Here is a 26,868-nt window from a genome sequence, read left to right on the forward strand (position 1 = left end):
CATTCAAACCCAAACAACAAGTCATCTAATCAGCAACAACTTAATCCAGGATTCTAAAAAAATCACAAAATTATTTCGCCAATTCATTTATTTTAATTTACTTTGAATTTCAAAGTTCTTTTATGGAAAATGAAAAGTATTTAGCACAGCTTCAGGAAATCCAGTCCATGATGCAGAAATCCTCGAAGTTTTTGTCCTTGTCGGGAATCTCCGGAATCCTGGCCGGTACCTATGCTTTAATCGGAGCCGGAATCGTTTATTCCATGAGAGAAAGGCTTACTTCCTCTATTCGCTTCGACTCTGCTGAATTCCTTACCATTGTCATCACAGCCATACTTGTGATGGTGCTTTCACTGGCTACAGGAATCATTTTTTCCATTCGTAAAGCACGAAAGAAACAGGAAGTTGTTTGGAACCAGGTATCCAGGTTGTTCATTATGAACTTTATGGTCCCGTTGATTACCGGAGGATTATTCGCTATTATTTTGATTTCCAAAGGAGCCATCGGGTTAGTATCGCCGGTTACCCTGTTATTTTACGGACTTTCACTGGTAAGTGCCAGCAGGTATTCTTACGAAACTTTGAGAAATTTGGGATTCATCTTTATCATTCTCGGATTACTAAACAGCCTTTATATTGGTTATGGTTTGTACTTTTGGATGTTCGGTTTCGGAGTCTGTCACATTTTTTACGGTGCATACATGTACCTGAAATACGATTATAAGAAGTAATGACAAGTATCATATCAGATATCAACAAAACGTTTGACCATCGGATCAGGCTGGGAATCATGTCCGTTCTGATGGTAAACGACTCCGTGGACTTTAACCGGCTGAAAGAACTGCTGGAAGTTACCGACGGAAACCTGGCTTCACACATAAAAGCACTGGAAACTTCAGAATACATTACGATCAGAAAGCAATTTATCGGAAAAAAACCCAATACGACTTATGAAGCAACTTTACTTGGAAAACAAACATTTGCCAAGCATTTGGCCGCGCTTGAGCAATTAATCAAAACCAGCAAATAGCTATTTTTTTATCTTTTAACTTTGAATTTCAAAGTTCTTTTAAATCAATCAAAAAATGGAAAATCAATCAGAAACAAACAAACCGGAACCCAATGGTTTCATGAAATTTTTAAATGCTCCTTTCGGTCGTTTTCTTTTAATCGGTACGATCACTATTCTTCTCCTGGCCCCATTGGCAAGGGTGATATTCCTGATAGAAGAACGCAAAGACCGGGCTGAAGCCATTAAGGAAGAAATACGTTCCGAATGGGGGAGTGATTTTCTTTACCAGGGATTGGTGCTGCGTATTCCTCTAAAAACCTACAAAGCCGGAAAGAGATATCATTTCTTTTTTCCTGAATCGGAAAAAACCACGCTCAACGTAAACGCAAGCTCTAAAAAACGAGGCATTTACCACGTCCCTGTCTTTCAATCAACTAATTATACTACTGCTGAGTTCATTCCCAATCTCAACGATCCCACCCTGGATTTATCAAAAGCGCAAATAGGACTTTTAGCGCTTTCCGAAACGCGGATTTCAAACATGGGAAAGATCGAAGTGAACGGCAAAGGATTCGAAATCGAACAGGAATCGATTGCAGAAGCCAGCCCCGACAAATTATTCTATGCAACAGCTCCATTCACTATTGACAAATCAACCACCCAAATCTCAGTCAATACCGGTTACACCATCAACGGATCAGGCAAAATTATCCTGAAAGGTTTTGCCAAAAAAAGCACCTATCACATGAACTCAAACTGGGAAAATCCTTCTTTTTCCGGGACCTCACTTCCGAATCCGGATTCGTTTGAACTCAAAAAAGGATTCAAAAGCTCCTGGAGTGTGATGAATATTGCCCAAAACACAAAAATCGGTATCGACCATTCCAAACCTTATGGAAAACTGTCAGAAGCTTCTGTAGACTTCCTGGAGGCAATTGATCAATACCAGCTCAATGAACGAACGGTTAAATATGCCATTCTTGTGATCCTGCTGACATTTACGGTATTCTACCTCATCGAATTAATCGGAAAAATGAGTATTCACCCAATCCATTACCTGATGGTCGGCCTTTCTCTCATTCTTTTCTATGTAATCCTGCTCTCCTTTTCCGAACAGTTCGGATTTGCACGTTCATACTTAGCGGCAGGCATCGGGATTCTATCACTCTTAAGCTGGTATGCTTATTCCGTGCTTCGATCTCTGAAATTTGCACTCACCATTCTTACAGCCATTTCAATCCTCTACGGTTTCTTGTATGTCCTCGTAAACCTTGAAACCTACGCTTTAATTGTAGGAAGCATGGGCTTGTTTGTGGTCCTGGCTGCAATCATGAGCTTCACCAAACGATTGAAAGTTTGAGTTACATCCAAACAAAATTCCCGGTCTCGTTTATACAAGTACCGGGGATTTTAAAATTCAAAATTTCAATTTTTAATCCATTTTTTAGTAATCGTTTGAGAATCCGAAACAATTCGAATGGTATACAATCCGGCATTAAACTTATTGACATCAATTACGCCTATATAATCTCCCGATTCAATAATTTTCCCATGTAGATCCGTAATTTCATATTTAGCGGATTCATTGATTCCGTTAATCGAAATGGAATTGATCGCTGGGTTCGGAAAGATGGAAAATTGATCGGCAGAAAGATTGGAAACACCTAAATCGGTATCCAAATCGACTAAATAAAGATCATAAGATCCATAATTTGGTACAGTAAGATCACCATCATTCGTAAGCGGATTCGAAACAAAAGAAACCGTGTAGTGGTTATTCGAAGTTTCGATAACATCCGTAATACCATCAGAACCTGTTGCAGATCCGAAAGAATAATTCCATTGATAATTGCCTGAATTATCAAAACCAACAATCCATATATCAAGAACCCCATGAACCGGGCGTGTAGCCCAAGGATTCGAATCATTTCGACAGCCTCCAGAAGCTATAAATCCATGGTTTGTTCGAATAATTCCCCCACCAAAACCTGAATAGGTTGTGCCTCCAAAACTCTGATCGGAAATTACAGATAAATTCTCATCCAACTTCAGCAACCAGGCGGATAAAGTTCCATGCAAAACCGACTGTTTATTTCCACTCACATCCGAACGTGAACCTCCAGCAAGGTAAATGTCATTTCCTATTTGAAGTATACCAGTCAAGTAATCAGACGCGGAACCGCCAAAATTATTTTGTTGGATTAACTGTCCGTTCGAAGGATTTATTTCAATCAACCAGTTGTCCTCCCAGCCATAATTTGGAGATGTTTTAACTCCCGAGACTCCGGAATTAGATTGACTTAACAATAGAACATTTCCATTCTGTAATTTATAAGCAGCGTCTTTTACCAAACCTCCGTTTCCGTCATAAGAGTCTCCGCCGTATGCTTCTTGCCATACTTCATTTCCCGAAGAATCAATACCAATGCACCAAATATCAAATTCACCATAACCCGGAACTGTTTTCGTTCCGGAAATACCTCCGGAAGAACATCCGGTAATCAAATAATTCGTTGGAGACATTACAAGAATGGATGAAGGAGAATCTAAATCTGATGATCCAAAGTTCTTTTCCCATATTTTTGTTCCTGAAGCATCCAATTTTAAAAGCCAAAAATCACTATTGCCGTAGTTTCCACTTGTTTTATTACCGCTAATCCCCGAATTAGTTTGTCCCAATATCAAAATATCTTCATTAACCAATTCAACGACAGATGCGGATGCGTCGTCCTGATCTCCTCCGAATGTTTTTTCCCATCGGATTGTTTTGTCTGCATTCAACCGGATCACCCAAATATCATCTCCTCCGAAGCTTGCCTGGGTTTTGTCGTTCCCACTGGTAGCAGAGTTTGCAATTGTCAAAAATCCTCCATCCTGACATTTAATTGTTTTGATTGGAACATCCCAACCAGGTGTCCCATAATGATGCTGATCCGTGATTGTAAAATTCTGAGTGAAGCCAATTGAAGAAATCAAAAGGAATAAAAGTAAAAGTGTTTTCATGATTTGAGTGTTTAATAGTTGAGTAAAGTAACAACAAACATCATGCCGAAATTAAACTTTATGTTTAATTTTTAACACCCAAGTTAAACCCTCATTTTTGAAAACCAAAATCCCCGGCCCGCATACACGGAACCGGGGATTTCTCTCCTCTACACGAATCCTCTTTGTGCTCCTTCGCTAAAATTTTGACTAAGTGGTCGCGAAGGCGCTGATTTATTTGGTGTAGGTGTATTTACGTGATCGGGTGATATTGATTCCCAGCGAAACCCCATAAGTGGTCCCATACTTATTCATACTGGCATAAAAATTCAATGGTACATTCAAAGCTCCCGGACGGAAAGTTTTACCGACTGCGAAGATAAAATTGGTCGAAAAATAGGTTGCTCCGCGTGTATCCGGTCGTTTGAAGTAAGACATATGCTTAGCAGATTCTCCTATTCCCAGGTCTGTCAATTCCTGGTAAGTATGAAAATTCCCATCATAATCGGTAGTTCCGGAAACCAGGCGCTTCATGGTAAACGATGGACCCATTGCAATTTCCCAGGCTCCTTTGCCAAAGCGGACGCCATGCATAATAGCCAGTGAAGGTATCGGAGTACCATGCTCCATTCCCGCAACATTTCCCAAAAACTCAAACAAACCGCTAAACTTTTCGCTTCCCGCATACTGAACTTCCAATTGGTAACCGATATTAAACAGCACCGGTAAAGTTCCAACTCCTCCTTCACGTTCATTCCGTGTAAAAAACTCCCCGTTATCTCCTGTTGCAACCGCAAATCCAATCCGTGGTCCGGAATTATTCATCTTCCCCAATCCGGTACTTGCCGTGGGACCGTCTTTAAAGAACAAAGCTTTATACATTGAAAGGTCTACATCCATTTTCAGCAGTTTGTAGATCATAATATCTGTCATGCGGTTCAATTCGCGGGGCTGGTTCTCAAATTGCTCAATTTCATTCCGGTCAATTTCACCCGTTTTTACATTCACGATTTTCATGGAGATCAGGATACGGTCACCCAATCCTTCATAACTGGCACTCATCGCAAAATCAGCACTTAACTGATTACCAACTTTCCCCAGGCAGTCTTTGCCCATACATTCCTTCATTTTGTTGTCGCCTAATTTCTCGGCAACATCGTATCTGTCGTTTACTACATATTTTTTGGAGTTAACCAGGCTTTTGTAGATCACAGAGCGCAGAATATCTTCATTGGAAGCAATATTCCTTACTTCGATCCCGGCTATTACCATTGAAGGCAGTTGTGAGGTTTGTGCAAAGGATTCGTATGTATATAATCCCAAACACATTAGAATCAATTTTTTCATGGTTTTCAATTTTAAGTTTCGGGACAAATTTGCTAGGTATGCATAGGAATAGAAAACGGAATTCCGCACCTCAAATTCAGACTGTTGCGATTTTCCGTACAGCATTTTTAAATAAAACAATAACCCGAATTTTTTGTGTAAAAATCAACATCCTGTTTTTGCGTTTGCTTTTTGGCAAACTCGCAAATTAGAAAATTGGCGAAGTGGGCTGCACACAAACAAAAAAGGCTGCTACGTAATGTAACAGCCTTTCCTGAATTGATAATCCGTTTATTTTTCCAACACAACCGGTATATGCTGTGTTCCTGCATCTGTCAAAACACGAAGTGTGTAAACACCTTTCGCCATGTGCTTCAGATCAACATCCTGTTTTGCTGTTTGCAAATCAGAAACCTCATAAACAACCTGACCCAAGGCATTGTATACCTTCAGGGAACTCATAGTTACATCTCCGGAAGAAACAGTAAATAATCCGGTAGACGGATTCGGGTAAACCAGGATGAAATCCAGTTCATTTTCCGAAATCGACGCACAACCGTCAACCACCACCGTTGTCTGCGCTGATCCGGAACATCCGTTTCCATTGGTATAGCTGTAAGTTACCGTAGTAGAGCTCACCCCCACTGTTCCGGGATTAAACTGGTTTCCTGTTACTCCGGTTCCGGAATAAGTTCCTCCAGCCGGACTTCCCTGGAATAAGGTGTAAGGGCCATCGTTCACACACAACATGGGTACTCCGCTGAATATCACGTTTGGATTCGAGTTAGCCGTTACTGTAATGGTATTAGACGCAGCCGAAGTACAGGAAGCAACCGTTGTGGTAGCCGTATAATTTCCGGAAGCATTTACCGTGATGGAAGAACCACTCGCCGAATTAGACCATGTTGTAGCCGATCCGGTAGAAGAAGTCAACGTTACGGAACCACCCTGGCAGAATGTTGTTGCTCCACCTGCAGTGATTGCCGGAGCTGAAGGAATCGCATTTACCGTAACATAACCTGTTTGATTGGATGCATTCGATCCACCTGCATTTGTAGCCGTTAAAGTTACGTTGTATGTTCCTGCAGTTGGGTAAGTAACTACCTGGCTTGCAGAAGTAGAACTTGAAGGATTTCCACCCGGGAATGACCAACTGTATGAAGTCGGGTTATTTGTAGAAGTACTCGTATAAGTAACAGATTGCCCTGCACAAACAGTTTGGTTAGTCGAAGTAAACGATGCAACAGGAGCAACAGGAGTTCCGCTTATTCCAGTGACATTAATATTGTCGATGTAAATGTTGTTTCCATACCCGGAAAGGTTTTTGAAGGAAATCCACACGGAACTATTCCCAACAAAAGGTGTCAGATCAACCGTCTCAGATCTCCACTGTGCCGCAGAAGGAACAAAAGAATTCTGCGTAGCTGATGCTGTTGCCAAAGTAGTTCCGGATTTAGAGTAGACAGATGTAAAAGTTCCTCCGCAATCCGTAGAAACCAACACTTCTAATCCGTCGAAATTGGTCGCATCATAAGGTGCATAAGCTACGTCAAACACTAAACTAGCACTCGAGTAAGCCGCAATATCAGCCTTTGGTAAACGAATTTCATCATCCCCTGTTTGGATATTGTAATTGTCAAACCTTAAAGAATTACTTGCCGTTGGTGCAAGCCCCACAGAAGCGGATCGGGTCCAGGTACCTGTACCTCCAATGTTAACAATCGTCCAGCCCGTTGGAGGGAAAGTAGTAGAAACAAAACCTTCCGTAATAGGTAAACTAACGGTTGTATTTGCATTTACTGTAATATAATTTGTCTTCGATTTGGAATAAGTAGCTCCATTCGACGTAGCAGTAATACTCAAACTTGCATTGTAAGTACCAGCTGTCGGGTAAGTAACTGTTGGACTTGCAGCTGTAGATGTTGCAGGTGTTCCTCCCGGGAAAGACCAGGAGTAAGTCGCTATACCCGAAGTTTGGCTTGGAGTATACGTTACCGTTGTTCCCGCACACATGGTAGTTTGGTTAGCACTGAAATCCAATGCACACAAAGATGTTCCCGGACCACCACCTACTAAGTTCAAATTGGCAGTTGTCCAGATATTGTTTCTACCTCCTACGGAACTGATGATTGCAGCACGCATGCGATCTACCTGGCCCTGCGTAAACATTTTTGAACAATAAGAATAGTCCATATAGTTTTGTACCTGGTCGATTTGATCAAAGCCCCAATAAGCATTATCCGTTGAACAAGAGTTTTGAGTAAGCGCACAAGATGTTGAACCTTGCGTTGCCGGAGTGTCATTTACGTTATCCGTACCACCACAGCCTGCAGATCCCGGGTTGTTGTTAGCTCCCCAAACATGAGACAAATTCAACCAGTGACCAACTTCGTGTGTCAATGTTCTACTATTCGTAACACTCGAAGTTCCAATTGATCCGGTGTAATTATGCAAAGCAAAAACACCGTTGTAATACATTTGCTGCTGGGCCGTTCCACCATTGTTCGGATTAAAAGTATAACCCGCTGCACCACCTATATCATCTGCAATATAGATATTCAAGTAGCGGTTATGCGGCCAGATTCCCTGGTATACATTGTTCCCGTTGACCACGGCAGCAACCTGAACTTCACCATCACTACCATCAAAGGTAGTCGTACTGATTGTTCTTGTAATTCCGGAAAAACAGGCACCGTTTGGAGCTACGGTAGCAAAAACAAAATGAATTTCCACATCGGCGGCATCACCTTGAAAGGCTGCTACAATCTGACTCGTATCCGCATTCAGCTTTCGATAATCACGGTTCAGGATATTTAAAGCATCCTGGATCTGTGCATCCGAAATGTTTTCTGATCCGTTGTTATGAATAATGTGGAAAACAACCGGGATCGTGTAAATAACACCTGTCAGCTTCTCTGTTCCGCTGTTTGGTTTGTGTTTCGTCCCCTGATTTGGCAACGGATCTTTAAAGATAGTTGCATAACGTGCCGGATCTTTGATTTGCATTTCCTGCATGTGATGATGCTGGCTGCATTTCTCAACAGTTTGTGTTTGTGGAGAAACAAACTGTTGCTGCTTCGATTGTGCAACCTGCGAATAGGACGTAAACCCACACAGCATGGCCGCAGAAAAGAGGAATTTTCTCATAAGCGTAGTTTAATTTTGAATATAGTTTTGTAGTTCTGGGAGTGAAATTTAATGAAAAAATCATTTGAATCTGATCATTCTGATTCCAATCAATCAAATTGTGAATATCTTTCCGACGAATTTAGATATTAATTATTTCACAAAAACACTTGCTATAGTTGAAATAACAACTTGTTTTAACTGAAAAAACCCCGATAAAAACTATCAGGGTTTCCTTATGATTTTTACACCTTTTTAGTTCAATTTCTCCAAAGCTGCTTTCAAATTCGAAATCACTCCGTCAACGTCTTCCAATTTACAAGTACCCACTGAAAGTCTGTACCAATTGGAATCATCTGAAGAACCAAAGGCATAGAACGGAACGATAGCTACTTTTGCCTCATCTAAAATGTATTTCGTTACATCCTGAGTTGTTTCGAGTACTTTCCCTGATTCGGTTCTTAAACCATGCAATGCGAACTGTACTGTTAAATAAATCGCTGCTTCCGGAGCAATGGCATCTACTTTGTGACCGGCTGATTTCAAAGACTGAATCCCATTGTAGAAACCAACCAACCGTGCATTGATTTCAGATTTGATGTGGTTCAAATAGGCATCGTACTGACTCAGCTCATTCAAATACTTCGCTGTAGCAACCTGCTCGGCTTTCGGGGCCCATGCACCGACATGTGTCAGAATGGATTTGATTTTATTGATCAGGAACTTTGGTCCCATTGCCCAACCCACACGAACACCGGTTGCTGCCAATGATTTCGAAATCCCATCAACAAACAAGGTATACTCACGCATTTCAGGGCGAAGGGAAACCGGGTTGTAATGTTCGATAGAACCATGCGTCAAAGGCCAGTAAATCTGGTCATACATCACATATAAAGGCTTCGCACCGGAAAGTGCGCGTTTTTTATTCTCAGCCAATACCAAATCACAGATCTGCGTCAAGTCTTCCTTGGAAAAAACAGTCCCGGTAGGATTTAACGGAGAACACAAAGCCAGTAAACTTGCTTCTCCCAGGAACGGAGCAATCTCTTCTGCTCGCGGCATAAAATTATTTTCCGGACTCGTCTCAATCAGGATCGGACGGGCATTATTTAAATAAGTATAATGATTGTTATTCCAGGAAGGAACCGGGAAAATCACCGCATCTCCCGGATCAACAACAGCCTTGAAAATAGCATAGATAGCCGGACGCGCACCACCTGTAATCACAATTTCATCACTTGCATATTCCAAATCACCGCGCTTGCTCAACAACTGAGAAACTGCCTCGCGCAATTCCAGCATTCCATCAGCTGCGGGATAATTGGTCTGATCATCTTCGTAAGCCTCCTGAATCAACTGCTTTAACTCGGAGGGAATCGGGAACACTTTCGAATTAAAATCTCCGATCGTTAAATTGTAAACCTTTTCTCCCTGCCTGATCTTCTCATTCACCTCAGCGGCCAACTTGATGATCTCAGAACCAATAATGTGTTCTGCCAGCTTGGAAACACGGGGAGTTGAAAGTTCATTTTTTGTATCCATGACTACTTTAATTTAGTGTTGCAAAAATATACACAATTGTTAGCACTCATGAAACGAAAACTTAAAATTCGGTCAAACTACGGACTTCAGTTAGTAAGAGGTTAAAAGGGGATGTTAAGCGGTTGTGAAACAGATATCAGGATGTTAGGACTTCAGTATATTAAGAGACAAGAGTCATGAGTCAAGACCTGGAATACAGTCCTGACTCATGACTCTCAAAATCTTGTCTCCAAAAAGATTAGTTCTTGATAAACTTATCCTGAACGATTGTTCCCTCCGCACGGATCTCGATCACATACGTTCCTTGTTTCAAAGAAGAAATGTTCAATTCCTTCTTGTTTTTCAAATTCTCCGACAATACCTGGTGACCGGCCATGTCATAGATCACAACACTGAAATCGGTTGCTTTGGTTTGAATAGAGATTGTCTCTGTTGCCGGGTTCGGTCCGAAACTGATCGCAGTAGCAGTGTTCTCTCCCACTCCCAAACTTGGATCAACAACTGTTACTTTTCCGGTCATGGAACCAGCATGCGGATCGCAACGGTACATGTAAATTCCCGGTACGTTGAAACGCTTACCAAAAGTCCATGTTGTTCCTACTGTAGGCATTCCGAAAGATTCCGGGTTTGCCGGGTAAGTAGTTGTTGTTCCGTTCAGGTTGTGAGAGCCACCACCGTTGTTAACCCACGTTACGGAATCACCCAAATCAATCGTAAGATCGTTCGGCGACCAGGACATTCCCTGTGCATCAATTGTATAATTCGTTTGTCCGAATGCTACCGGAGCCAAACACATCATAATCACTTGTGTAAATTTCTTCATAAGCTTACTGTTTTTACTTAAAGGTACAAAGACCTTGTTATATTATTAAATGTTAACAATGAAAATAACGCGCAATGTTAAGAAAGGTTGGAAACCAATTACAAATTCAGATTCACAAATTACTAATTGTATCAATTCTCTTAGAACATCTTATACGGGATCTTTTTTAGAGTTAAACATGGTTCAAATGGTTCAAATGGTTCAAATAAGAAGTTAACTTTATTCTTTTTTGAACATTTGAATGCCTTTCAGCCCTTCACTCAATCAATTCGTAATTAGGAATTCGACATTCGTAATTAAAAAAAGCCGTCCCACATTTGTCCCGGCTCTCATATCCAACTTTTCTCTATTTTTAAAATTCTAAAATCAATTTATGAAGAAACTATTTGCTTGGGTCATGATTGGCGCAATGGTTATGAGCCTTCGGATGCCTAACCCGCCTGACCAACCTTCCAATTCACCACTATGGATGCGTTATCCGGTCATTTCACCGGATGGAAAAACAATCGTCTTTACCTATAAAGGAGACATTTACCAGGTTGCCGCAGCCGGAGGAACTGCTGTACCTGTTACTTTGAGTGAAGCATACGATTTTATGCCCGTCTTTTCACCGGATGGAAAAACCATTTACTTCGCCTCTGACCGATATGGAAACTTCGACGTGTTCTCTGTTCCTTTACAAGGCGGAACAACCAAAAGACTGACATTCAACTCCAGCGGCGATTACCCGCAGTGTGTTTCACCGGATGGAAAACGCGTCGTTTTTACCGCAGCCCGCGTAGACAATGCAGCCATGTCACAATTTCCTTACGGAGCTTTGGGAGAGATCTACTCTGTCGGAATTGACGGAGGTCGTGAAAAACAGGAACTTTCGATCACAGCAGAAAATATCAAATGGAATAAAGCCGGAACGAAAATGATTTTCCACGACAAAAAAGGATACGAAGATCCCTGGAGAAAACACCACCAGTCTTCTGTAACCCGTGACCTGTGGATGTACGAAAAAAGCGGTGACAAATTCACCAAGCTGACAGAATTCGAAGGTGAAGACCGCAACCCTGTTTGGAACAGCGACGAAAGCAGTATCTATTACCTGAGTGAGAAAAGTGGTTCCTACAATGTTTGGAAAATGAACCCAAGCTCACCTGCATCAGCAACACAAGTTTCGAAATTCGACAAAAACCCGGTGCGTTTCCTTTCTATTTCAGAGAACAACACACTTTGTTACGGCTATGACGGTGAAATTTACACGCAAAAAGACGGTCAAAATCCGGAAAAAGTAAGCATTCAGATCAATACCGAAGACCGAAATGCCGATATCCAAAATAAAGTGGAAACCGGAGGCGCAGGTGAAATCGCTGTGTCATCGAATGGAAAAGAAGTCGTATTTACGAGCCACGGAGATGTTTTCGCGGTTTCCCTGGAGAATGGAGTTACCAAACAAATCACCAACACTCCCGAAGAAGAGCGAAATGTGAGTTTTTCACCGGACGGAAAAGCCATTTTGTATGCTTCCGAACGAAATAAGATCTGGGGAATTTACCAAACAACCAGGGTGCGGAAAGAAGACAGTTACTTCTATGCCTCTACCCTTTTGAAAGAAGAAGCATTGGTAGTTACCGAAAACGAATCCTTCCAGCCGCAATATTCACCGGACGGAAAAGAAATCGCTTTCCTGGAAAACAGAACTGCAGTAAGCGTTTACAACATTGCTAGCAAGAAAATCCGTAACGTGCTTCCTGCAACGAAAAACTATTCTTACAGTGACGGTGATCAAACTTTCAACTGGGCACCTGACAGTAAGTACATCCTGGTTTCTTTCCTACAGGACGGAAACTGGCATGAGCAGATCGGGTTGGTGGATGTAAGCGGTGGAAAACCCATGCTTGAATTGACCCAAAACGGTTTTTCAAACGGCGGGCCGAAATTTCAAATGGACGGGAAAGCTGTTTTGTGGTTCTCCAACCGAGACGGAATGAAAAATGTGGCAAGCCATGGTTCCCAGCAGGATGCTTATGCGCTTTTCCTGGAACAAAACGCTTACGACCTGTTCAAAATGAAAAAAGCAGATTACGAGCTTTGGAAGGAACAAAAAGAGAAGAACGACAAAGAGAAAGAGAAGTCCAAAGAACCTGAAACGGCTAAAAAAGGCAAAGGCGAAAAAGCAGATACAACTAAGAAAACCGAGCCTTTAAAAATCGATTTGAACGGATTATCAGATCGCCAGGTTCGTTTGACAGAAAACTCTTCCTTCCTGCAGGATGCATTCCTGGACCCGAAAGGTGAGAAACTGTACTACATCTCTCCCAATGAAGACGGCAACAACTTATATGTCCGTGACTTCAAAGACCATGAAACGAAAATGCTTATCCCCTTAAAAGCGAGAGGCATCTGGAGTACTTCTATGGACAAGGACGGAAAGAACATTTTCGCCGTTATTGATGGAAAATTAACCCGTTTAGACCTGGAAAAAGGCGAACGAAAAGACATTCCTTTCAGAGCTGAACGTACCCAGGACAGTTATGCAGAACGCTCATACTTGTTCGAGCACATGTGGAGACAAGTCAAAACAAAATTCTATGTAGTGGATCTGCAGGGAACGGATTGGGATTATTACAAAACCACTTATGCCAAATTCCTCCCTCATATCAATAACAACTACGACTTTGCTGAAATGTGCAGCGAATTATTGGGTGAATTGAATGCTTCCCACACAGGATGCCGGTTCTATTCCCGTAAGGAAAATGGCGACGAAACAGCACAGCTTGGAGCTATTTTCGATGAAACGTTCACAGGAACAGGATTGAAAATCGCAGAAGTGCTGGATAAAGGACCTTTGGTTAGTGCCGAAACAAAAATCAAAGCCGGGGCAATCATCGAAAAAATTGACGGTGTGGAAATCAAACCGGAACTGAATTACTACCCGCTGCTGAACCGCAAAACAGGAAAGACTGTTCTACTTGCCATTTACGATCCTGCAAGCGGGAAACGCTGGGAAGAGATCATTAAACCGATTTCTGCCGGAGCACAGAACGAATTGCTTTACCAGCGCTGGATTAAACGTATGCAGGCCATGACAGAGAAATTATCCGACGGAAAATTAGGCTACATGCACGTTCGCGGAATGGACGATCACAGTTACCGCGAATTCTACAACCAGGTTATGGGGAAATACATCAACAAAGAAGCTTTGATCGTAGACACGCGCTTCAACGGCGGTGGCTGGCTGCATGACGATCTGGCAACATTCCTTTCCGGAAAACAATACATCAATTTTGTTCCGAGAGGACAAAAGATAGGGATTGAACCGGGATCCAAATGGACCAAACCTAGCTGTGTGATCATGGGTGAAGGAAACTACTCCGATGCACACATGTTCCCCGTTGTTTACAAAACATTGAATATCGGGAAACTGGTTGGTATGCCGGTTCCGGGAACAGGAACAGCTGTTTGGTGGGAAAACCTGCAGGATAACTCATTGGTATTCGGGATTCCACAGGTAGGTGTGATGACCATGGACGGAAAATACTACGAGAACAACCAGTGTGAACCGGATTATAAAGTCGCAAACGATTACAACACTATGCTCAAAGGCGAAGATGCGCAATTGAAAAAAGCAGTGGATGTGTTGTTAGGAAAATAATAAAAACATACTAAGAATCCCCGGCACTTCGACTACGTTCAGTGACCGGGGATTTTTGTTTTTCCCTAAAAAGGAATACATTGCACTACTGAAAACTGAAAACTATTCATGATGACATTCGAACAAACCATTGCCAACAATCCAATCCGGTTTCCCAAACACCTTAACCCCGTTTTGATATGAAAGTGGGAATTTACATTTCCGGTCTTGGTCAGTCAGTTACCAATGAATCGGCGGAAAAATATACCGAGCGTCTGAAAAACGAATTAATGGTCAATACGCAAGGGAAAGAATTCGAAGTAAAAAAGGAGAAAATCAAGTACCGGGAAGACAGGGAAAGCACGATTTATAGTATCTGCGACAAAACAACTCCGGACAATCCTGTTTATAAAATCTATGATTTTAAATACCATGAGATCCTGACTGCCAAATTCAACAGCTATTCGCTGATTGTGAAAAATCTGTGGTTGTTTTTGCTGGTTTTAAGAAAATTCCCGCTGATCCTGACCAGATTATTTATCCGATCAAGTTACAATCGTCCGATGCAAACGGTTTATGTTTTTATGATCTTTCTAATTATTGCTTCGGCGGTATTGATCATGCTTCCGGCTACAGCAGAAGTAATAGCCAGTTTTTTAAAAAAGCAGGAAAACCTGGAAACAATAGCGGCATTTAAAAAAAGAGTCGGGATCGAGCATTTGCAACTCGACTTCTTTGAAAAACTATCACTTGCGATTGTTCCCATAACAGCAATGCTGCTCCTGATTGTTCCCAATGCAAACAACCTGCTTTCAAACCTGGCCACCGAATTCGTTTGTGCCAATGATTACATGCAGCGCGGATCTCAGAAAACGTTAATCCAGGGAAACCTGGAATTCCTGGTCGACTACATTTCCGAACACGAGGAAAATTGTCAGATTCACTTCCACGCCTATAGTTTCGGAAGTATTTTAGCCCTCGATTATGTATACCCGTATGGGAATAATCCTTCCCGGAATGCCGAACTTTTTTGCGAAGCCATCATCACCATAGGGACACCGTTCGAATTTGTCAATTCCTATTATCCGAAATTCTATAAAAATCGCCGGATGGAACTGGGAGACAAACTTCACTGGCTGAATGTCTACTCCATTGCTGATGCCCTGGGGACCAATTTCAGGAAAGATGCAAAAATCGGTGATGCGCAATTCGGCATCCAGGCAAATGCACTCAAACCGGTGAACCTGAATTATGAAGTTTCCGCTCATAATCCAAACAGTATCATTGATTTCATCTCCCTTTACAGCATCAGAGTACACGGAATGTATTGGGATCCACAAGCAGAAGGAAAAAGCTGTCTCGGGCTTATTTACCGCGAAATGCATCAACGAAGTCTAATTGAAGTATCTTAGTACTTCTTTGAAATGAACTCAATACGATGAAACGACAATTTTTTCCATTTCTGATCTTTTCTGCCCTCACGGCTTGTTCTCCCCAACCAAAGGAAGTAGATCTGAAAATGCCGGAACCTGCTTCTCCGACATTGGAATATGCGGATATCTTACCTGTTAAAGACACACTTTTCGGAACACCTGATGAGTCCGGAAATTCTTTTGCATTCCTGAATAAAAAGGGCGATACCATTATTCAAACGGGAGAATTTGACAACTGTTTCAGCACAATTTTCACAACCTTCGCCTATGTGGCGGATGAACGTTTCAAAGACCGGGGAATGGTTGCCATCAACCGGAACAAAGAAGTCATTTTCGAAGCATATATTTTTGACAACGGCCCCGACTACATTGTGGAAGGCCTTTTCCGCATCAAACGAAACGGGAAGATAGGATTTGCGGACCCAAGCGGAAAAGTCGTGATCCCGGCCATTTACAGCTGCGCAGATCCTTTTGAGAACGGTAAAGCCAGGGTCGCTCTGAATTGTGAGGTAATTAGTGACGGTGAGCACTCATCCTCAAAAAGTGACGAATGGTTTTATATTGATCAGCAGGGAAGGAAGATTCAATAACAACTGATCGATTTATAGAAGCACAAATACACAATGAGCTACGACGTACAACTCTTCAGGATCGAAACAAGACAGCGCGAGGAACAAAGCAATGATCCTGATTTCTTTGAAAAAGAAGACTATCTGGTTCCTTTTTCTGCTGATCAAATCAAGGCATTAACCATCCGTTTGGAGCGTTATAAATTTGTCGAAGAAAGAAGAAGTACTTTCGGAACCCATTTTCACAACGATCAATACGGGATTTCAGCCCTACTGACAGACAGAGCAGTTTATTTTCAGTCAGGCTGGGACGGCGACGCCATTTTTGAATTATCCATGACAGCCTCCGAATTTACAGACAGCGGTGAATTTGCAAAGTACGACCGGCAGAATAATGGTTGGGAAGATTAAACAGTCCATTGAAAAAACTTAAAATGAACACAAACACCCTCACCTGGAACGAATTCATGCACGTAGAAATGCGTGTAGGGACAATCCTTTCAGCAGAAATCTTTGCGGAAGTGCGTAATCCGGCTTACAAGATCACCATCGATTTCGGGGAATTCGGTCTGCGGAAGACATCTGCACAGGTTACGGCACTTTACACCCCCGAAGAACTGATCGGGAAACAAGTAGTCGCTGTTATCAACTTCCCGCCCAAACAAATTGCCAACATGATGAGCGAATGCCTGATACTGGGAGGAATCGGAGAGAACAAAGAGGTTACTTTATTGCAGCCGGAAAGAAAGGTGAAAAACGGAACACGGATTGGATAATGGAAAATTTTAAAATTGAAAAGGATTCGGTTATACTTTCTCAAATCAATTTCACTTATCCGGATTTCTTCTTTTCAATTATCAATTTTTCAATTCTTTTGAATTTTGAATTATACATTTTGAATTCTCTGCGCCTGCACCATATGTCGTTGGTTGTGATAGATCACAAACCGGAATGTGTCTCCCAATTTCAATTTGATGAGTTTCGAAATACTGATCGCTGTTCTGGTTTTGTTCAGGCTGATTTTGCGGGATTCCTCGAGTAAACGAAGCATTTGCTCCTGCTGGCTGATAAATTCGTCTATGACTTTTTTGTCCAGTTTGCTGTTCAGCGGATTCATATTTTTGAATGTCTTCATGTTGTTGAGTTTCTGTTTCGGGAGCATGCTGTTCGCAAAATAGTTTCCCAACCAGCCGCTTTTGAAGACAGGATCGAAACAATGCTTAACATCCTCCCCCTCAGTCCCTCCCGACGAGTTCCTGTCGGGACAGGCTCTCCGAAGGGGGAAGGCAGCAATTCGTTTTTCAATTTCCGGGAGGTAAAAACGCCCGTACAAATTCAGATGCTCCAAACATTCCAGTACGCTCCAGCTTTCGGAATGCTGTTTATAATTCAGCTGTTCTTCTGATTTTTCTTTCAGAGCTTCTGCCTCCAGAATCAACTGTTTCGTTCTGTTCATCAGGTCTGTAATCAATACTTCTGTCTGTACTTTCATCCGCTTTTGTTTAAGTTCCGGTCCACAGGCGCGGAACCATTGAATTTTCGACAAAGGTCAGACATAAGCCTTAAAAAAACATTGATTGAGATCAAGACTTTTTCAGTCGTGAGAGTGTTTCCGGGGTCATGCGCAGATAGTTTGCAATGTGCCGGTTTGAGACTTCCTGGAACAGGATCGGACTTCTTCTGAGTACACGCTCATAGCGCTCTTTCGGGGAAGAAACCAGCAGATCCTTTTCGCGTTCTATTTGCTGGATGACCAAATCTTCCAGGATCTTTGCCCACAATTTCAGGTTGTTTTCGTCCCGGTAAATAAATTCCATGAACCCTTTTTTAGGAATTACTTTTACCCGCGTTTTCTTCAGTGCCTGTATAACGAATTCCGACGGTTTTTCGGTTAAGAACGAATCCAGTGAAACCAAAATATTGTTTTGATAGCCAAAACGGATCGTCCGTTCTTCGTTCTCATCCAGGATATAAACCCGCAGACTGCCTTCTTCGACGAAATAGATATTGGTATCAATACTTCCTGCTGGCTTTAGAAATGCATTTCGTTCCAGGATCATTTCCCGGTCTATCAATTGATTGTTTTCAATAAGTGCAATCAGTTCATTCCTTTTCATAAACTCAATGAATACTTAAAGGAATATCGTACAACCTGTGAAAGGAAAGTTTATCCCAATATCCGCGCTGAAAGACAATTTTACCTTCTTTGACATGAAAGAAACCGCAGCCTCGCATTTCCTTCGGGTCTTTCCATTCTAAGATCGCCCATTCTCCGTCCTCAAAAATATTTTCAGGAATACAGACCATTTCAGCACTTCCAAACTCCCGTTCAAACATTTCCCTGATTGCGTCCTTGCCTATAACCGGTTCATTCGCTACCTGGTGATTGACCGCATTCTCAGCGTACAACTCAGCAATATTTTCGCTATCCGCTTCATTGAAAAAGCGAATCCATTTTTCTAAAACTTCTTTCGGTGTCATGTGAATCCTTTGATGACTAAAAATACAAAGAAGGTCTGAAAAATCATTCCACAACTGTAATTCCTGTAATCTTTCCATCTGATGATACAACACAAATCACACAGGATCTTCCCAAATTTTAGGTAAACAAACAAATATGCCCGAAGGTCCATCCATAGTTATTCTAAAAGAGGAAGCCTGGAAGTTTACAGGAAAAAAAATCCTTTCAGTGAGAGGGAACAGTAAAATTGACCAAGCCAGGCTCGCAGATCAAAAAGTGATTTCGATCCAAAGCTGGGGCAAGCATTTCCTGCTCTGTTTCACAGGTTTCACGCTGCGCATTCATTTTCTCTTGTTCGGCAGTTACCGAATCGATGAAGAAAAACCGGGTACAGATCCACGCTTGTCGTTTACATTCGATAACGGCGAGTTGAACTTCTATTCCTGCTCGGTCAAATTCCTGGAAGGCGACCTGGACTCTCACTATGACTGGAGTGTTGATGTCATGAATGATGCCTGGGATGCAAAAAAAGCAAAAGCCAAACTCAAAGAACGCCCCAACATGCTTGTTTGTGATGCACTGCTCGAACAGGACATTTTTGCCGGTGTAGGAAATATTATTAAAAACGAAGTTTTGTACCGCATCAGAGTCCATCCGGAATCATTGATAGGAAAACTGCCTTCCAAAAAACTGGATGAACTGATCAAAGAAGCACGGATCTACAGCTTCCAGTTCTTAGAGTGGAAAAAACAATACGAACTAAAAAAGCACTGGCTCGCACATACAAAAGCCTGGTGCTTACGGTGCAACCTTCCCATCACTAAAAAACATACCGGAGCAAAGAACAGACGCAGTTTCAGCTGCTCAAACTGCCAGATCTTATACGCATAACCCAGGCTTCCGGGCACTATTTTTAAGATCTTGAAACTTGTTACCGGGTAAATCACTATTTTGCCGGTTCAAATCCTTCACGATGAAAAATACACTGCTCACTTTACTGCTCTTTTTCAGCCTTTATGCAAAAGGAGACGATTTCAAGGCCCATTTTATCAATGTCAGCCAGGCAGATGCTACTTTGTTGGAATTTAGCAAAGGTGTCGTGATGATTGATGTCGGAGGAGAACTCAAGAATATTACTCCGAGCCGCACTTCTTTGAACAACTATCTCGCAAAGTTCTACGAAAGACGGACCGATCTGAAGAAGACCATTGATGTACTCATCATCACGCACAATCATTATGATCATATCAGCCTGATAAGGGATTTGTCAAAGAATTATAGCATCAAACGGATCATCACCTCCAAATTCAAGCTCACAAAAGAAGTCGAAAAAGCTGCAAAGAACGAAAAGATCAAACTGGAATTCATGGACTATCGACTGATGGATAGCCTGATGCCAAAAGGGTATGAAGTGAACCTGGGAAATTTGGTCACCGCAGGAACTACTATTCCTAAACTAATGCTTTATTCGGGTGAAGTTTCCATAAAGATCAAACACACCGTAAATGGTCATAACTTCTATCCCTCCAACTTTTCAAGTCCGAACAACAATTCCATTGTTTCCAAACTAATTTATGGAAAGACCTCTCTTTTATTTACCGGAGATTTGGAAATTGAAGGTATCGAATACCTGACAGCAAAATACCACAACCACCTTTCGTTATTTGACGTGGATTTTTACCATGTGGGGCATCACGGAGCTGAAAACGGAACGAATAAGGAGCTTTTAGATATTTTATCTCCTAAAATTGCCGTAATCAGTGCCGGCGACACGGCGCATAGAAATGGAGGATCGGCATTTGACCACGGGCATCCAAGGAGAGCGGTCGTAGAGCTTTTGAACAACCAGGCTTCTTTGACAAACAGGAAGCAGGAAGTTAAAGTTCATGCTTATCCGGGCCAGGAAGTAACTCCGGAAATAATCGATGTGAAAAAAGAGATTTATTGCACCTGCTGGACAGGGAATATCATCATGCTGGTTGATTCGAACGGGAAATATACCGTTCAATAATGATTAGGATTGAAAACCTGTGGGCATGCGATTAATCGCATGCCCACCATTTGTTTCATCTTCACCGAAATCCATTTCGGCAAGCCACCAACGAAAAAATCCCGACCGCCAAAGGCGCGCCGGGATTCAATTTCCTGCGGAGAGTGAGGGATTCGAACCCCCGGTACCTCTCGGTACAACGGTTTTCAAGACCGCCGCAATCGACCACTCTGCCAACTCTCCGCGACAAAAGTAGTGCTATTTTCCTTTTTGGCAAGTGTTAAACCAAAAAAAATAAAAGTTATTTACTTGTTACCTGAGAATCAGTACCGTTTAATCAATGATTTTTCATTTCCGGGCTTTCTATTTCGGTAAATCCTTTCAAATGCACTATCTTTACCATACCTATTTTTGAATTATGAAAAAGCCACTTTTGGTGATTTTAACTTTAATCCTTCTTGCTGCGAATTCTTTCGGGCAGAAAAATCAGATGAAAGCTTTCATCGATTACAAAAGTTATTATTCACCTGAACAAGGACCATATATCGATCTGCAATTCCAATTTGTCGCTTATACCATTAAGTTTGCTCCTGTTGACTCTGTACTCCAGGCAAAAATTGCCGTATCGACGATTGTAACCAGCGAGCCTGGCGGAGACACGGTTTACACGAATGCATTTGCCCTGGAAAGCCCGAGAATGCGTGATTCAATCGTGGAAGATTTCTTCGACAATATCCGAATCCCTTTACAACCCGGAAATTACATCGCACATGTAAGCCTGCAGGACCTTTACGGAAAAGATAAAACCCTGGACGGAAAAGTAGAGATCTCTATTCCGGATACCTATACGAAGGTTTCTACCTCAGATATCCTGATCGCTGAAGTTGCTTCCCCAAGCAATAATATGCAATCACCTTTCCAGAAAAGCGGTTATGAGATCATTCCGCGGATTTCCAATTTCTACAGTCAAACAATGTCCAACATTCCCTATTATGTGGAAGTGTATAACTCGCACCTTATCCCGGACAGCAGCTTTGGTTTACGGCAACAAATCGTTTCGTCCCAGACAAATCAGGTTATGCCTGGCTTCACCCGCTTTACGAAGCTAAAACCAAGTCCGGTTATTCCAATACTAAGAAACATAGATATTACGAAACTACCTTCGGGATCTTATCACCTGACGCTGGAAGTAATTGATCGCAACAGCAAAACAATCGGTCAGGCAGCAGATTATTTCTTCGAACGTATCAACGATATCGAACTTGCTGAAGATGTAGAAGAGATTATTTTGGATCCCAACTTCCAGGCTTCTATAACAGATGATTCCCTGAATTACTATTTGGCAAGCTTGATCCCGATAGCAAGACCGGCTGAAGTGAAGTCGATCATGAAAACCCTGAAAGCAAAAAGTCCGGACCTTTGCCGCAAGCATATTCAACAATTCTGGATTCAAACTGCCGGAGCGAATGCATCTGAGCAATGGCTGAATTACAAGAAAAATGTACAGCTTGTTGAAAAGAATTACGGAAACAATTTCCAGGATGGTTTTGAAACAGATCGCGGAAGAGTTTATTTACAATACGGTCAGCCGAATACGATTATTGTCCGAGAGACTTCACCGGCAGAATACCCTTATGAGATCTGGCACTATTACAAGATCAAGACCTTCAGCAACAAACGCTTTGTATTCTATAATCCTGACCTGGTAAACAATGCTTATCGCCTCTTGCATTCCGACATGGTTGGAGAACAGCAGAATTATAAATGGCAGGAGATGCTTGTAAAACGCAACAGCGGTGCCTCCAATGTTGACAGCAATAGCGGAAACAATCAATACGGTACAAACAGCGGCTATTATTACGAACAAGATTAAATCTATTTGTGCAAAATCCTGATATTGCCGTTGTCATATTAAACTGGAACGGAAAGCATTTCTTAGAACAATTTTTAACGCAGGTTGTGGCTTATTCGAAACCTTTTCGAGTGGTACTGGCAGACAATGCCTCAAGCGACGACTCGGTTGCCTGGACCCGAAAACATTTTCCGGAGATGGAAATCGTGATCAACGAATCCAATGGAGGATTCGCAAAAGGTTACAACGATGCCCTGAAACAAGTCACAGCTGACTATTACGTTTTACTCAACAGCGACGTGGAAGTAAGCGAAAACTGGCTGCTGCCATTGGTTGAAACGATGAAAAACGAGCTGGTTGCGGGCTGTCAGCCAAAAGTCCATTCTTTTAAGAACCGGGATACTTTTGAGCATGCCGGAGCTTCAGGAGGTTTTTTAGATAAATACCACTACCCTTTTTGCCGGGGCAGAATTATGGACCATGTGGAAGTGGACGAAGGTCAGTACGATTATCCGGCACGGATATTCTGGGCTACCGGAGCCTGTCTGATGATCCGTTCCAAAACCTATTGGGAAGCAGGCGGACTCGACGAGCGCTTTTTCGCGCACATGGAAGAAATCGATCTGTGTTGGCGGATTCAGCGAATGGGACTTCATTTTGAAGTAAATCCACAAAGCGTAGTCTATCATGTTGGCGGAGGAACCTTAAATTATATGAACCCCAAAAAGACTTTCCTAAATTTCAGGAACAGCCTTTTAATGATCCACAAGAATCAGCGCGTCGGGTTGACGTACGTATTGTTCAGAAGGTTTTGTTTTGACGGACTTGCTGCTTTCATCTTTTTACTGAGAGGACAGCCCCCGCATTTTTGGGCAGTTTTCAGGGCACATATGTCTTTCTACAATCATCTTCCGTCATCTATGAAAGAGCGCAGGAAGTGGAAAAAATTAGACCGCAGAGCACCTATTCCTTTTTACAGGGGAAGTATTCTTTGGGCACTTTATGTTCAAAAAATAAGTAAATTCAAGGATTTGAATCAACGAAAATTCGACTTGTAATGAGTTCTTCCCTTGCCATATTTTTAGGTGGTTACCCGCATTCCGTTAGAGAGTTATTCCTGGAAACACAGTTTTTATTGGAACGGGAACTTCCCAACAGTCAGCAGGAATTGGATATTGCGGCAAAAATGCTTGCCTTCAGCTATGGTCCGGGATATAAAGGAATGATCTGCGTTTTATTCCCGTCGCAAAAAGGAGTAAAATTGTCTTTCAGCAAAGGTGTTGAACTTTCCAACAAACACCGTTTACTTGAGGGTACAGGAAAAAAAACACGCTACGTAGAAATGAGCAAAAGTCTGCTAAAAAAACCGGAGCTGCTGGCAATTATCCGGGATGCAAAGCTGTTTCATGAAATGACTTTGTAATCAAATACCAATTTATCGCCCGAAAGAAAATCGTTAATTCCTCTTAAAGCAAAAGTCATTTCCCCTCGCCTTTACTACATTTATCCTATGAGCACCAGATTTCTTTTTATCTCTTTTACGGTCCTGAGTTTTGGTTCTTTTTGCCAGCAAGGAATTCCCTACAACCTGAAACAGGAAGACCAAATTATTATTTTACCCGCTGAATTACGAGAAGTTTCCGGAACTACCAGCATTGATGCCAAAACTCTGGCTTGTGTCCAGGATGAAGAAGGCATTGTTTTTATCTACGACCTGAAAAGCAAAACGGTCAGTCAGAAGATCCACTTTTCCGGCCCTGGTGATTACGAAGGTATTGCAACGGTTGGAAAAGATATGTTTGTATTGAGAAGTGATGCCACTTTATTCCGGATTCGCAATTACCAATCCGCGAAATGGTCACTGGACTCCATTGCTACCGGAATTCCAAACAAGGATAATGAGGGCTTTTGTTTCGATCACAAAAACAACCGGCTGCTGATAGGTTCCAAAAGCAAGATTGCCAAAGGAGCTGAATTCAAGAACCTGCGTACTATTTACGCCTTCGACCTGAAAAAGAACAAGCTGAATCCCGAGCCGCTTTATACTTATGACATTACTTCCATCAAGGAATTTGCGGTTCGGAACAAAATCGAATTACCGACGAGACCCAGTAAGAAGAAACCGAATGAGGAAGAACCTGCTTTGAAGTTCCAGATTTCCGGCATTTATATTCATCCCGAAAGCAACCTTCTTTATGTTCTGAGCGCATCCGATTATTACCTTTTTGTATTTAATCCGGAAGGTGAAATTATCCACCTTGAAGTGCTGGACCCCCAGAAATTCAATAAAGCAGAAGGAATTGCAATTATGGATAACGGGGATTTGTACATCTCCAACGAAGGCCAAAACGGAGATCCGAAGATCCTGCTTTTCAAAGAAAAAATGTAATTCCGCAATAGTACGTCGCAGTTATTTAGAACGGCAACTTCGCAATTAATTCTCTTTTTTAACTCTGTTCGTCAATTGGAACTGCGCTCCGAAGACCACATTGTACTGCATAAAAAAGAAATGCTGCTTCGCTCTGTCAGCCTTATCATAGGTAGTGCGGATATCAGGCATGTGAATGAAACCATATTTCGCTTCACCCTGAATAAAGAAATATTTGAAGAAATTCAGTTTTAAAGCTCCTGCCAATCCGATCCCATAACCTGCCAGATGGAATTCATCGTGGCGGCGATTTCCCATCAGTGTGGTATTTGTTCTAGGCACCAATACGCCGAAACCTCCACCGTAGTTCGCACTTAAATTGAAATATTTCACACTGATCAAGGCATCCGATCTTCTGACCTCAGCATTCAGGTAATTCAATCCGTCTGTGTGCTCGAACATTAGAAATGCAGTATCCATTACCATGGGTTGATTGTTGTACTGGCCGTCATAAGCAGTTCCTGAATTTTCAATATGACCATCCATATTTACAGTCTGGAATTTTTTCATAACGTATTTCATGTGGTCTGCACCTATCGATATTTCGTACTTATCCTTGAAGAAATAACCGAAACGCAAGTTGTATTGAGGAATGGTCATGGTTGCAGGATTCAAATACAAATTGGAACGGTATAAAGACTGACGGTCTTTTGCGATGACATTGTCCAGTTTGAACTCATAATCTTTCCCCCAAAATGTAATATCTGACTTCGTGTAAGCATCTCTGTTCCACCCCCAATAAAGATAAAAAGAGCCTTTTTTGTTAGGTTTCCAGATCTCGGCCTTTTGAGGAGTTTGGGCCATAGCAATAGTCATGGCATTAGCCAGGGCTATTAGAAGAACATGAAATTTCATTTGTCTAAGTTTGGTGCAAAATTAGCAAAGAATTGGTTCTGTGTGTATCGGGATCAAAAGTTAAAACCCGTAAGACGGAAAATTTTTCCATCCCACGGGTTTTTGTCTGAAGTAATCGGGTTATAGGGTTATTTTTTTAATATTTAAAGAAGCACTGAATGGATTTCCCATCGATTGTTGCTCCCTGCTGTGCTGTTCCGTTTGAAGGATCGACCCGATAGATATACGCATTCGATCCGGTGTTCACAGAAATAAATACTTTTCCGTTCTCCATATAGAATGGGGTGTAATATTGTCCGCCATGTGCAGGAACATCATTTACGATCTGCAGGGTTTGGCTGTTCAAATCCAAAATTGCGATCTGGTGGATCGGAACATCAATTCCAAACGCTGCCCAGCTTCCTCCGGATTGTGCATCCACGGAATTAGGAACTACGCGCGCAATCATTTTTCCGTTGCCCACATAAGCACCTGTCAGGATTTTATACCCCAAAGCTTCGGTATTGAAGAAATAGCTGTTGTCAAATTGCTGCTCACCTGAATTAATCCGAAGGATTCCTGAAGGTTTTGTGGCTTGTGTATATCCTGCGGCTAATGAACAAGTGGAAATGGTATAGTGGTTCCCATTCTCATCTTCAATAATTGCAGGAGAACCTCCGTAATAACCGATCGGTCCTGTGCGGGCATCCTTAAACGTAGTCACGTAATTCAATCCCGGGTAAGTATATACATTCACATAAGCCGTATCGGTTTTAGGAGTATCCCAGGAAGCACCGTGCAGCGGATAATAAGACACGTATAATTTCCCATTATTGATGTATGTTCCTGTAGGCCACATATTCAATTG

Annotated in this window: 24 protein-coding genes and 1 tRNA gene; 14 read left to right on the plus strand and 11 right to left on the minus strand. The window is 42.0% G+C overall.

The features are described 5' to 3' along the window. The first annotated feature begins 122 nt into the window (after positions 1-122). The 3 genes from QZT69_RS15115 to creD are packed head-to-tail and all read left to right on the plus strand — an operon-like array spanning position 123 to position 2,372. Positions 123-731: a hypothetical protein gene (locus QZT69_RS15115; protein ID WP_294676856.1), complete on the plus strand. Its 609-nt coding sequence runs from the start codon at positions 123-125 to the stop codon at positions 729-731. After that, positions 731-1,030, plus strand: a complete 300-nt coding sequence (locus QZT69_RS15120; RefSeq protein WP_294676860.1) for a transcriptional regulator — start codon at positions 731-733, stop codon at positions 1,028-1,030. Before QZT69_RS15115 ends, QZT69_RS15120 begins: the two co-directional genes overlap by 1 nt. A 55-nt stretch (positions 1,031-1,085) precedes the next feature. Further along, the gene (gene creD / locus QZT69_RS15125) at positions 1,086-2,372 is read left to right on the plus strand and encodes a cell envelope integrity protein CreD (RefSeq protein WP_294676866.1); all 1,287 of its coding nucleotides are present in this window, start codon (positions 1,086-1,088) and stop codon (positions 2,370-2,372) included. A gap of 65 nt (positions 2,373-2,437) precedes the next feature. Here the strand turns inward: creD and QZT69_RS15130 are convergent, their stop codons facing one another. The 5 genes from QZT69_RS15130 to QZT69_RS15150 form a co-directional block, all read right to left on the minus strand. Then, positions 2,438-4,015, minus strand: coding sequence for a T9SS type A sorting domain-containing protein (locus tag QZT69_RS15130; RefSeq protein WP_294676871.1), 1,578 nt, complete (start codon positions 4,013-4,015; stop codon positions 2,438-2,440). A gap of 213 nt (positions 4,016-4,228) precedes the next feature. Next, positions 4,229-5,341: a hypothetical protein gene (locus tag QZT69_RS15135; RefSeq protein ID WP_294676877.1), complete on the minus strand. Its 1,113-nt coding sequence runs from the start codon at positions 5,339-5,341 to the stop codon at positions 4,229-4,231. 270 nt (positions 5,342-5,611) lie between these two features. Then, a complete protein-coding gene (locus QZT69_RS15140; protein WP_294676881.1) occupies positions 5,612-8,467 on the minus strand; it encodes a M43 family zinc metalloprotease in 2,856 nt (951 codons plus the stop codon). Positions 8,468-8,701: 234 nt separating this feature from the next. Beyond that, a complete protein-coding gene (locus QZT69_RS15145; RefSeq protein ID WP_294676894.1) occupies positions 8,702-9,988 on the minus strand; it encodes an aminotransferase class I/II-fold pyridoxal phosphate-dependent enzyme in 1,287 nt (428 codons plus the stop codon). 238 nt (positions 9,989-10,226) lie between these two features. After that, positions 10,227-10,811 (minus strand): T9SS type A sorting domain-containing protein, encoded by a 585-nt coding sequence (locus tag QZT69_RS15150; RefSeq protein ID WP_294676910.1) that lies wholly within the window; start codon positions 10,809-10,811, stop codon positions 10,227-10,229. A 373-nt stretch (positions 10,812-11,184) separates the two neighbouring features. On the opposite strand from QZT69_RS15150, the gene QZT69_RS15155 reads away from it, so the two are divergent. The 5 genes from QZT69_RS15155 (at position 11,185) to QZT69_RS15175 (ending at position 17,211) form a co-directional block, all read left to right on the plus strand. Continuing rightward, positions 11,185-14,454, plus strand: coding sequence for a S41 family peptidase (locus QZT69_RS15155; protein WP_294676917.1), 3,270 nt, complete (start codon positions 11,185-11,187; stop codon positions 14,452-14,454). Between the two features lie 179 nt (positions 14,455-14,633). Then, positions 14,634-15,845 (plus strand): hypothetical protein, encoded by a 1,212-nt coding sequence (locus QZT69_RS15160; protein WP_294676922.1) that lies wholly within the window; start codon positions 14,634-14,636, stop codon positions 15,843-15,845. A gap of 26 nt (positions 15,846-15,871) precedes the next feature. Then, complete coding sequence (locus tag QZT69_RS15165) at positions 15,872-16,456, plus strand: WG repeat-containing protein (protein WP_294676928.1); 585 nt, start codon at positions 15,872-15,874, stop codon at positions 16,454-16,456. Between the two features lie 33 nt (positions 16,457-16,489). Then, a complete protein-coding gene (locus QZT69_RS15170; RefSeq protein WP_294676932.1) occupies positions 16,490-16,846 on the plus strand; it encodes a hypothetical protein in 357 nt (118 codons plus the stop codon). A 23-nt stretch (positions 16,847-16,869) separates the two neighbouring features. Then, positions 16,870-17,211: a tRNA-binding protein gene (locus QZT69_RS15175; RefSeq protein ID WP_294676938.1), complete on the plus strand. Its 342-nt coding sequence runs from the start codon at positions 16,870-16,872 to the stop codon at positions 17,209-17,211. Between the two features lie 110 nt (positions 17,212-17,321). Here the strand turns inward: QZT69_RS15175 and QZT69_RS15180 are convergent, their stop codons facing one another. The 3 genes from QZT69_RS15180 to QZT69_RS15190 all read right to left on the minus strand — a co-directional run bounded on the left by QZT69_RS15180 (position 17,322) and on the right by QZT69_RS15190 (position 18,916). Then, on the minus strand, positions 17,322-17,927 hold the full coding sequence (locus tag QZT69_RS15180; RefSeq protein ID WP_294676943.1) for a DinB family protein: 606 nt from the start codon (positions 17,925-17,927) through the stop codon (positions 17,322-17,324). Positions 17,928-18,018: 91 nt separating this feature from the next. Then, complete coding sequence (locus QZT69_RS15185) at positions 18,019-18,552, minus strand: Crp/Fnr family transcriptional regulator (protein ID WP_294676948.1); 534 nt, start codon at positions 18,550-18,552, stop codon at positions 18,019-18,021. A 4-nt stretch (positions 18,553-18,556) separates the two neighbouring features. Further along, positions 18,557-18,916: a nuclear transport factor 2 family protein gene (locus QZT69_RS15190; protein ID WP_294676952.1), complete on the minus strand. Its 360-nt coding sequence runs from the start codon at positions 18,914-18,916 to the stop codon at positions 18,557-18,559. A 136-nt stretch (positions 18,917-19,052) separates the two neighbouring features. Here QZT69_RS15190 and QZT69_RS15195 point away from each other — a divergent pair, with 136 nt between their 5' ends. Next, positions 19,053-19,787, plus strand: coding sequence for a DNA-formamidopyrimidine glycosylase family protein (locus QZT69_RS15195; RefSeq protein ID WP_294676959.1), 735 nt, complete (start codon positions 19,053-19,055; stop codon positions 19,785-19,787). Between the two features lie 82 nt (positions 19,788-19,869). Beyond that, the gene (locus tag QZT69_RS15200) at positions 19,870-20,907 is read left to right on the plus strand and encodes an MBL fold metallo-hydrolase (protein ID WP_294676965.1); all 1,038 of its coding nucleotides are present in this window, start codon (positions 19,870-19,872) and stop codon (positions 20,905-20,907) included. Positions 20,908-21,044: 137 nt separating this feature from the next. On the opposite strand, the gene QZT69_RS15205 is transcribed toward QZT69_RS15200, so the two are convergent. Further along, a tRNA-Ser gene (locus QZT69_RS15205) sits at positions 21,045-21,129 on the minus strand. Positions 21,130-21,304: 175 nt separating this feature from the next. Between QZT69_RS15205 and QZT69_RS15210 the strand changes: the two genes are divergently transcribed. The 4 genes from QZT69_RS15210 to QZT69_RS15225 all read left to right on the plus strand — a co-directional run bounded on the left by QZT69_RS15210 (position 21,305) and on the right by QZT69_RS15225 (position 25,127). After that, positions 21,305-22,759 carry a GWxTD domain-containing protein gene (locus QZT69_RS15210; protein ID WP_294676972.1) on the plus strand — a complete coding sequence of 485 codons (1,455 nt, stop codon included), beginning with the start codon at positions 21,305-21,307 and terminating at the stop codon, positions 22,757-22,759. An 8-nt stretch (positions 22,760-22,767) separates the two neighbouring features. Beyond that, positions 22,768-23,796, plus strand: a complete 1,029-nt coding sequence (locus QZT69_RS15215) for a glycosyltransferase family 2 protein (protein ID WP_294676978.1) — start codon at positions 22,768-22,770, stop codon at positions 23,794-23,796. Next, positions 23,796-24,161, plus strand: a complete 366-nt coding sequence (locus QZT69_RS15220) for a hypothetical protein (protein WP_294676984.1) — start codon at positions 23,796-23,798, stop codon at positions 24,159-24,161. Before QZT69_RS15215 ends, QZT69_RS15220 begins: the two co-directional genes overlap by 1 nt. Before the next feature lie 87 nt (positions 24,162-24,248). After that, positions 24,249-25,127, plus strand: coding sequence for an SdiA-regulated domain-containing protein (locus QZT69_RS15225; protein ID WP_294676987.1), 879 nt, complete (start codon positions 24,249-24,251; stop codon positions 25,125-25,127). A 45-nt stretch (positions 25,128-25,172) separates the two neighbouring features. Here the strand turns inward: QZT69_RS15225 and QZT69_RS15230 are convergent, their stop codons facing one another. Both QZT69_RS15230 and QZT69_RS15235 read right to left on the minus strand, forming a co-directional pair. After that, on the minus strand, positions 25,173-26,021 hold the full coding sequence (locus QZT69_RS15230) for a hypothetical protein (protein ID WP_294676993.1): 849 nt from the start codon (positions 26,019-26,021) through the stop codon (positions 25,173-25,175). Between the two features lie 136 nt (positions 26,022-26,157). Further along, a partial coding sequence (locus QZT69_RS15235; protein ID WP_294676994.1) for a DUF4374 domain-containing protein occupies positions 26,158-26,868 on the minus strand: 711 nt, incomplete at its 5' end.

The sequence above is a fragment of the uncultured Fluviicola sp. genome (assembly GCF_902168135.1).
Classification (GTDB): domain Bacteria; phylum Bacteroidota; class Bacteroidia; order Flavobacteriales_D; family Crocinitomicaceae; genus Fluviicola.

Coding starts and splice junctions, on each gene's coding strand:
- QZT69_RS15115 (WP_294676856.1), top strand. CDS start 123: ATGGAAAATGAAAAGTATTTAGCACAGCTTCAGGAAATCCAGTCCATG.
- QZT69_RS15120 (WP_294676860.1), top strand. CDS start 731: ATGACAAGTATCATATCAGATATCAACAAAACGTTTGACCATCGGATC.
- creD (WP_294676866.1), top strand. CDS start 1,086: ATGGAAAATCAATCAGAAACAAACAAACCGGAACCCAATGGTTTCATG.
- QZT69_RS15130 (WP_294676871.1), bottom strand. CDS start 4,015: ATGAAAACACTTTTACTTTTATTCCTTTTGATTTCTTCAATTGGCTTC.
- QZT69_RS15135 (WP_294676877.1), bottom strand. CDS start 5,341: ATGAAAAAATTGATTCTAATGTGTTTGGGATTATATACATACGAATCC.
- QZT69_RS15140 (WP_294676881.1), bottom strand. CDS start 8,467: ATGAGAAAATTCCTCTTTTCTGCGGCCATGCTGTGTGGGTTTACGTCC.
- QZT69_RS15145 (WP_294676894.1), bottom strand. CDS start 9,988: ATGGATACAAAAAATGAACTTTCAACTCCCCGTGTTTCCAAGCTGGCA.
- QZT69_RS15150 (WP_294676910.1), bottom strand. CDS start 10,811: ATGAAGAAATTTACACAAGTGATTATGATGTGTTTGGCTCCGGTAGCA.
- QZT69_RS15155 (WP_294676917.1), top strand. CDS start 11,185: ATGAAGAAACTATTTGCTTGGGTCATGATTGGCGCAATGGTTATGAGC.
- QZT69_RS15160 (WP_294676922.1), top strand. CDS start 14,634: ATGAAAGTGGGAATTTACATTTCCGGTCTTGGTCAGTCAGTTACCAAT.
- QZT69_RS15165 (WP_294676928.1), top strand. CDS start 15,872: ATGAAACGACAATTTTTTCCATTTCTGATCTTTTCTGCCCTCACGGCT.
- QZT69_RS15170 (WP_294676932.1), top strand. CDS start 16,490: ATGAGCTACGACGTACAACTCTTCAGGATCGAAACAAGACAGCGCGAG.
- QZT69_RS15175 (WP_294676938.1), top strand. CDS start 16,870: ATGAACACAAACACCCTCACCTGGAACGAATTCATGCACGTAGAAATG.
- QZT69_RS15180 (WP_294676943.1), bottom strand. CDS start 17,927: ATGAAAGTACAGACAGAAGTATTGATTACAGACCTGATGAACAGAACG.
- QZT69_RS15185 (WP_294676948.1), bottom strand. CDS start 18,552: ATGAAAAGGAATGAACTGATTGCACTTATTGAAAACAATCAATTGATA.
- QZT69_RS15190 (WP_294676952.1), bottom strand. CDS start 18,916: ATGACACCGAAAGAAGTTTTAGAAAAATGGATTCGCTTTTTCAATGAA.
- QZT69_RS15195 (WP_294676959.1), top strand. CDS start 19,053: ATGCCCGAAGGTCCATCCATAGTTATTCTAAAAGAGGAAGCCTGGAAG.
- QZT69_RS15200 (WP_294676965.1), top strand. CDS start 19,870: ATGAAAAATACACTGCTCACTTTACTGCTCTTTTTCAGCCTTTATGCA.
- QZT69_RS15210 (WP_294676972.1), top strand. CDS start 21,305: ATGAAAAAGCCACTTTTGGTGATTTTAACTTTAATCCTTCTTGCTGCG.
- QZT69_RS15220 (WP_294676984.1), top strand. CDS start 23,796: ATGAGTTCTTCCCTTGCCATATTTTTAGGTGGTTACCCGCATTCCGTT.
- QZT69_RS15225 (WP_294676987.1), top strand. CDS start 24,249: ATGAGCACCAGATTTCTTTTTATCTCTTTTACGGTCCTGAGTTTTGGT.
- QZT69_RS15230 (WP_294676993.1), bottom strand. CDS start 26,021: ATGAAATTTCATGTTCTTCTAATAGCCCTGGCTAATGCCATGACTATT.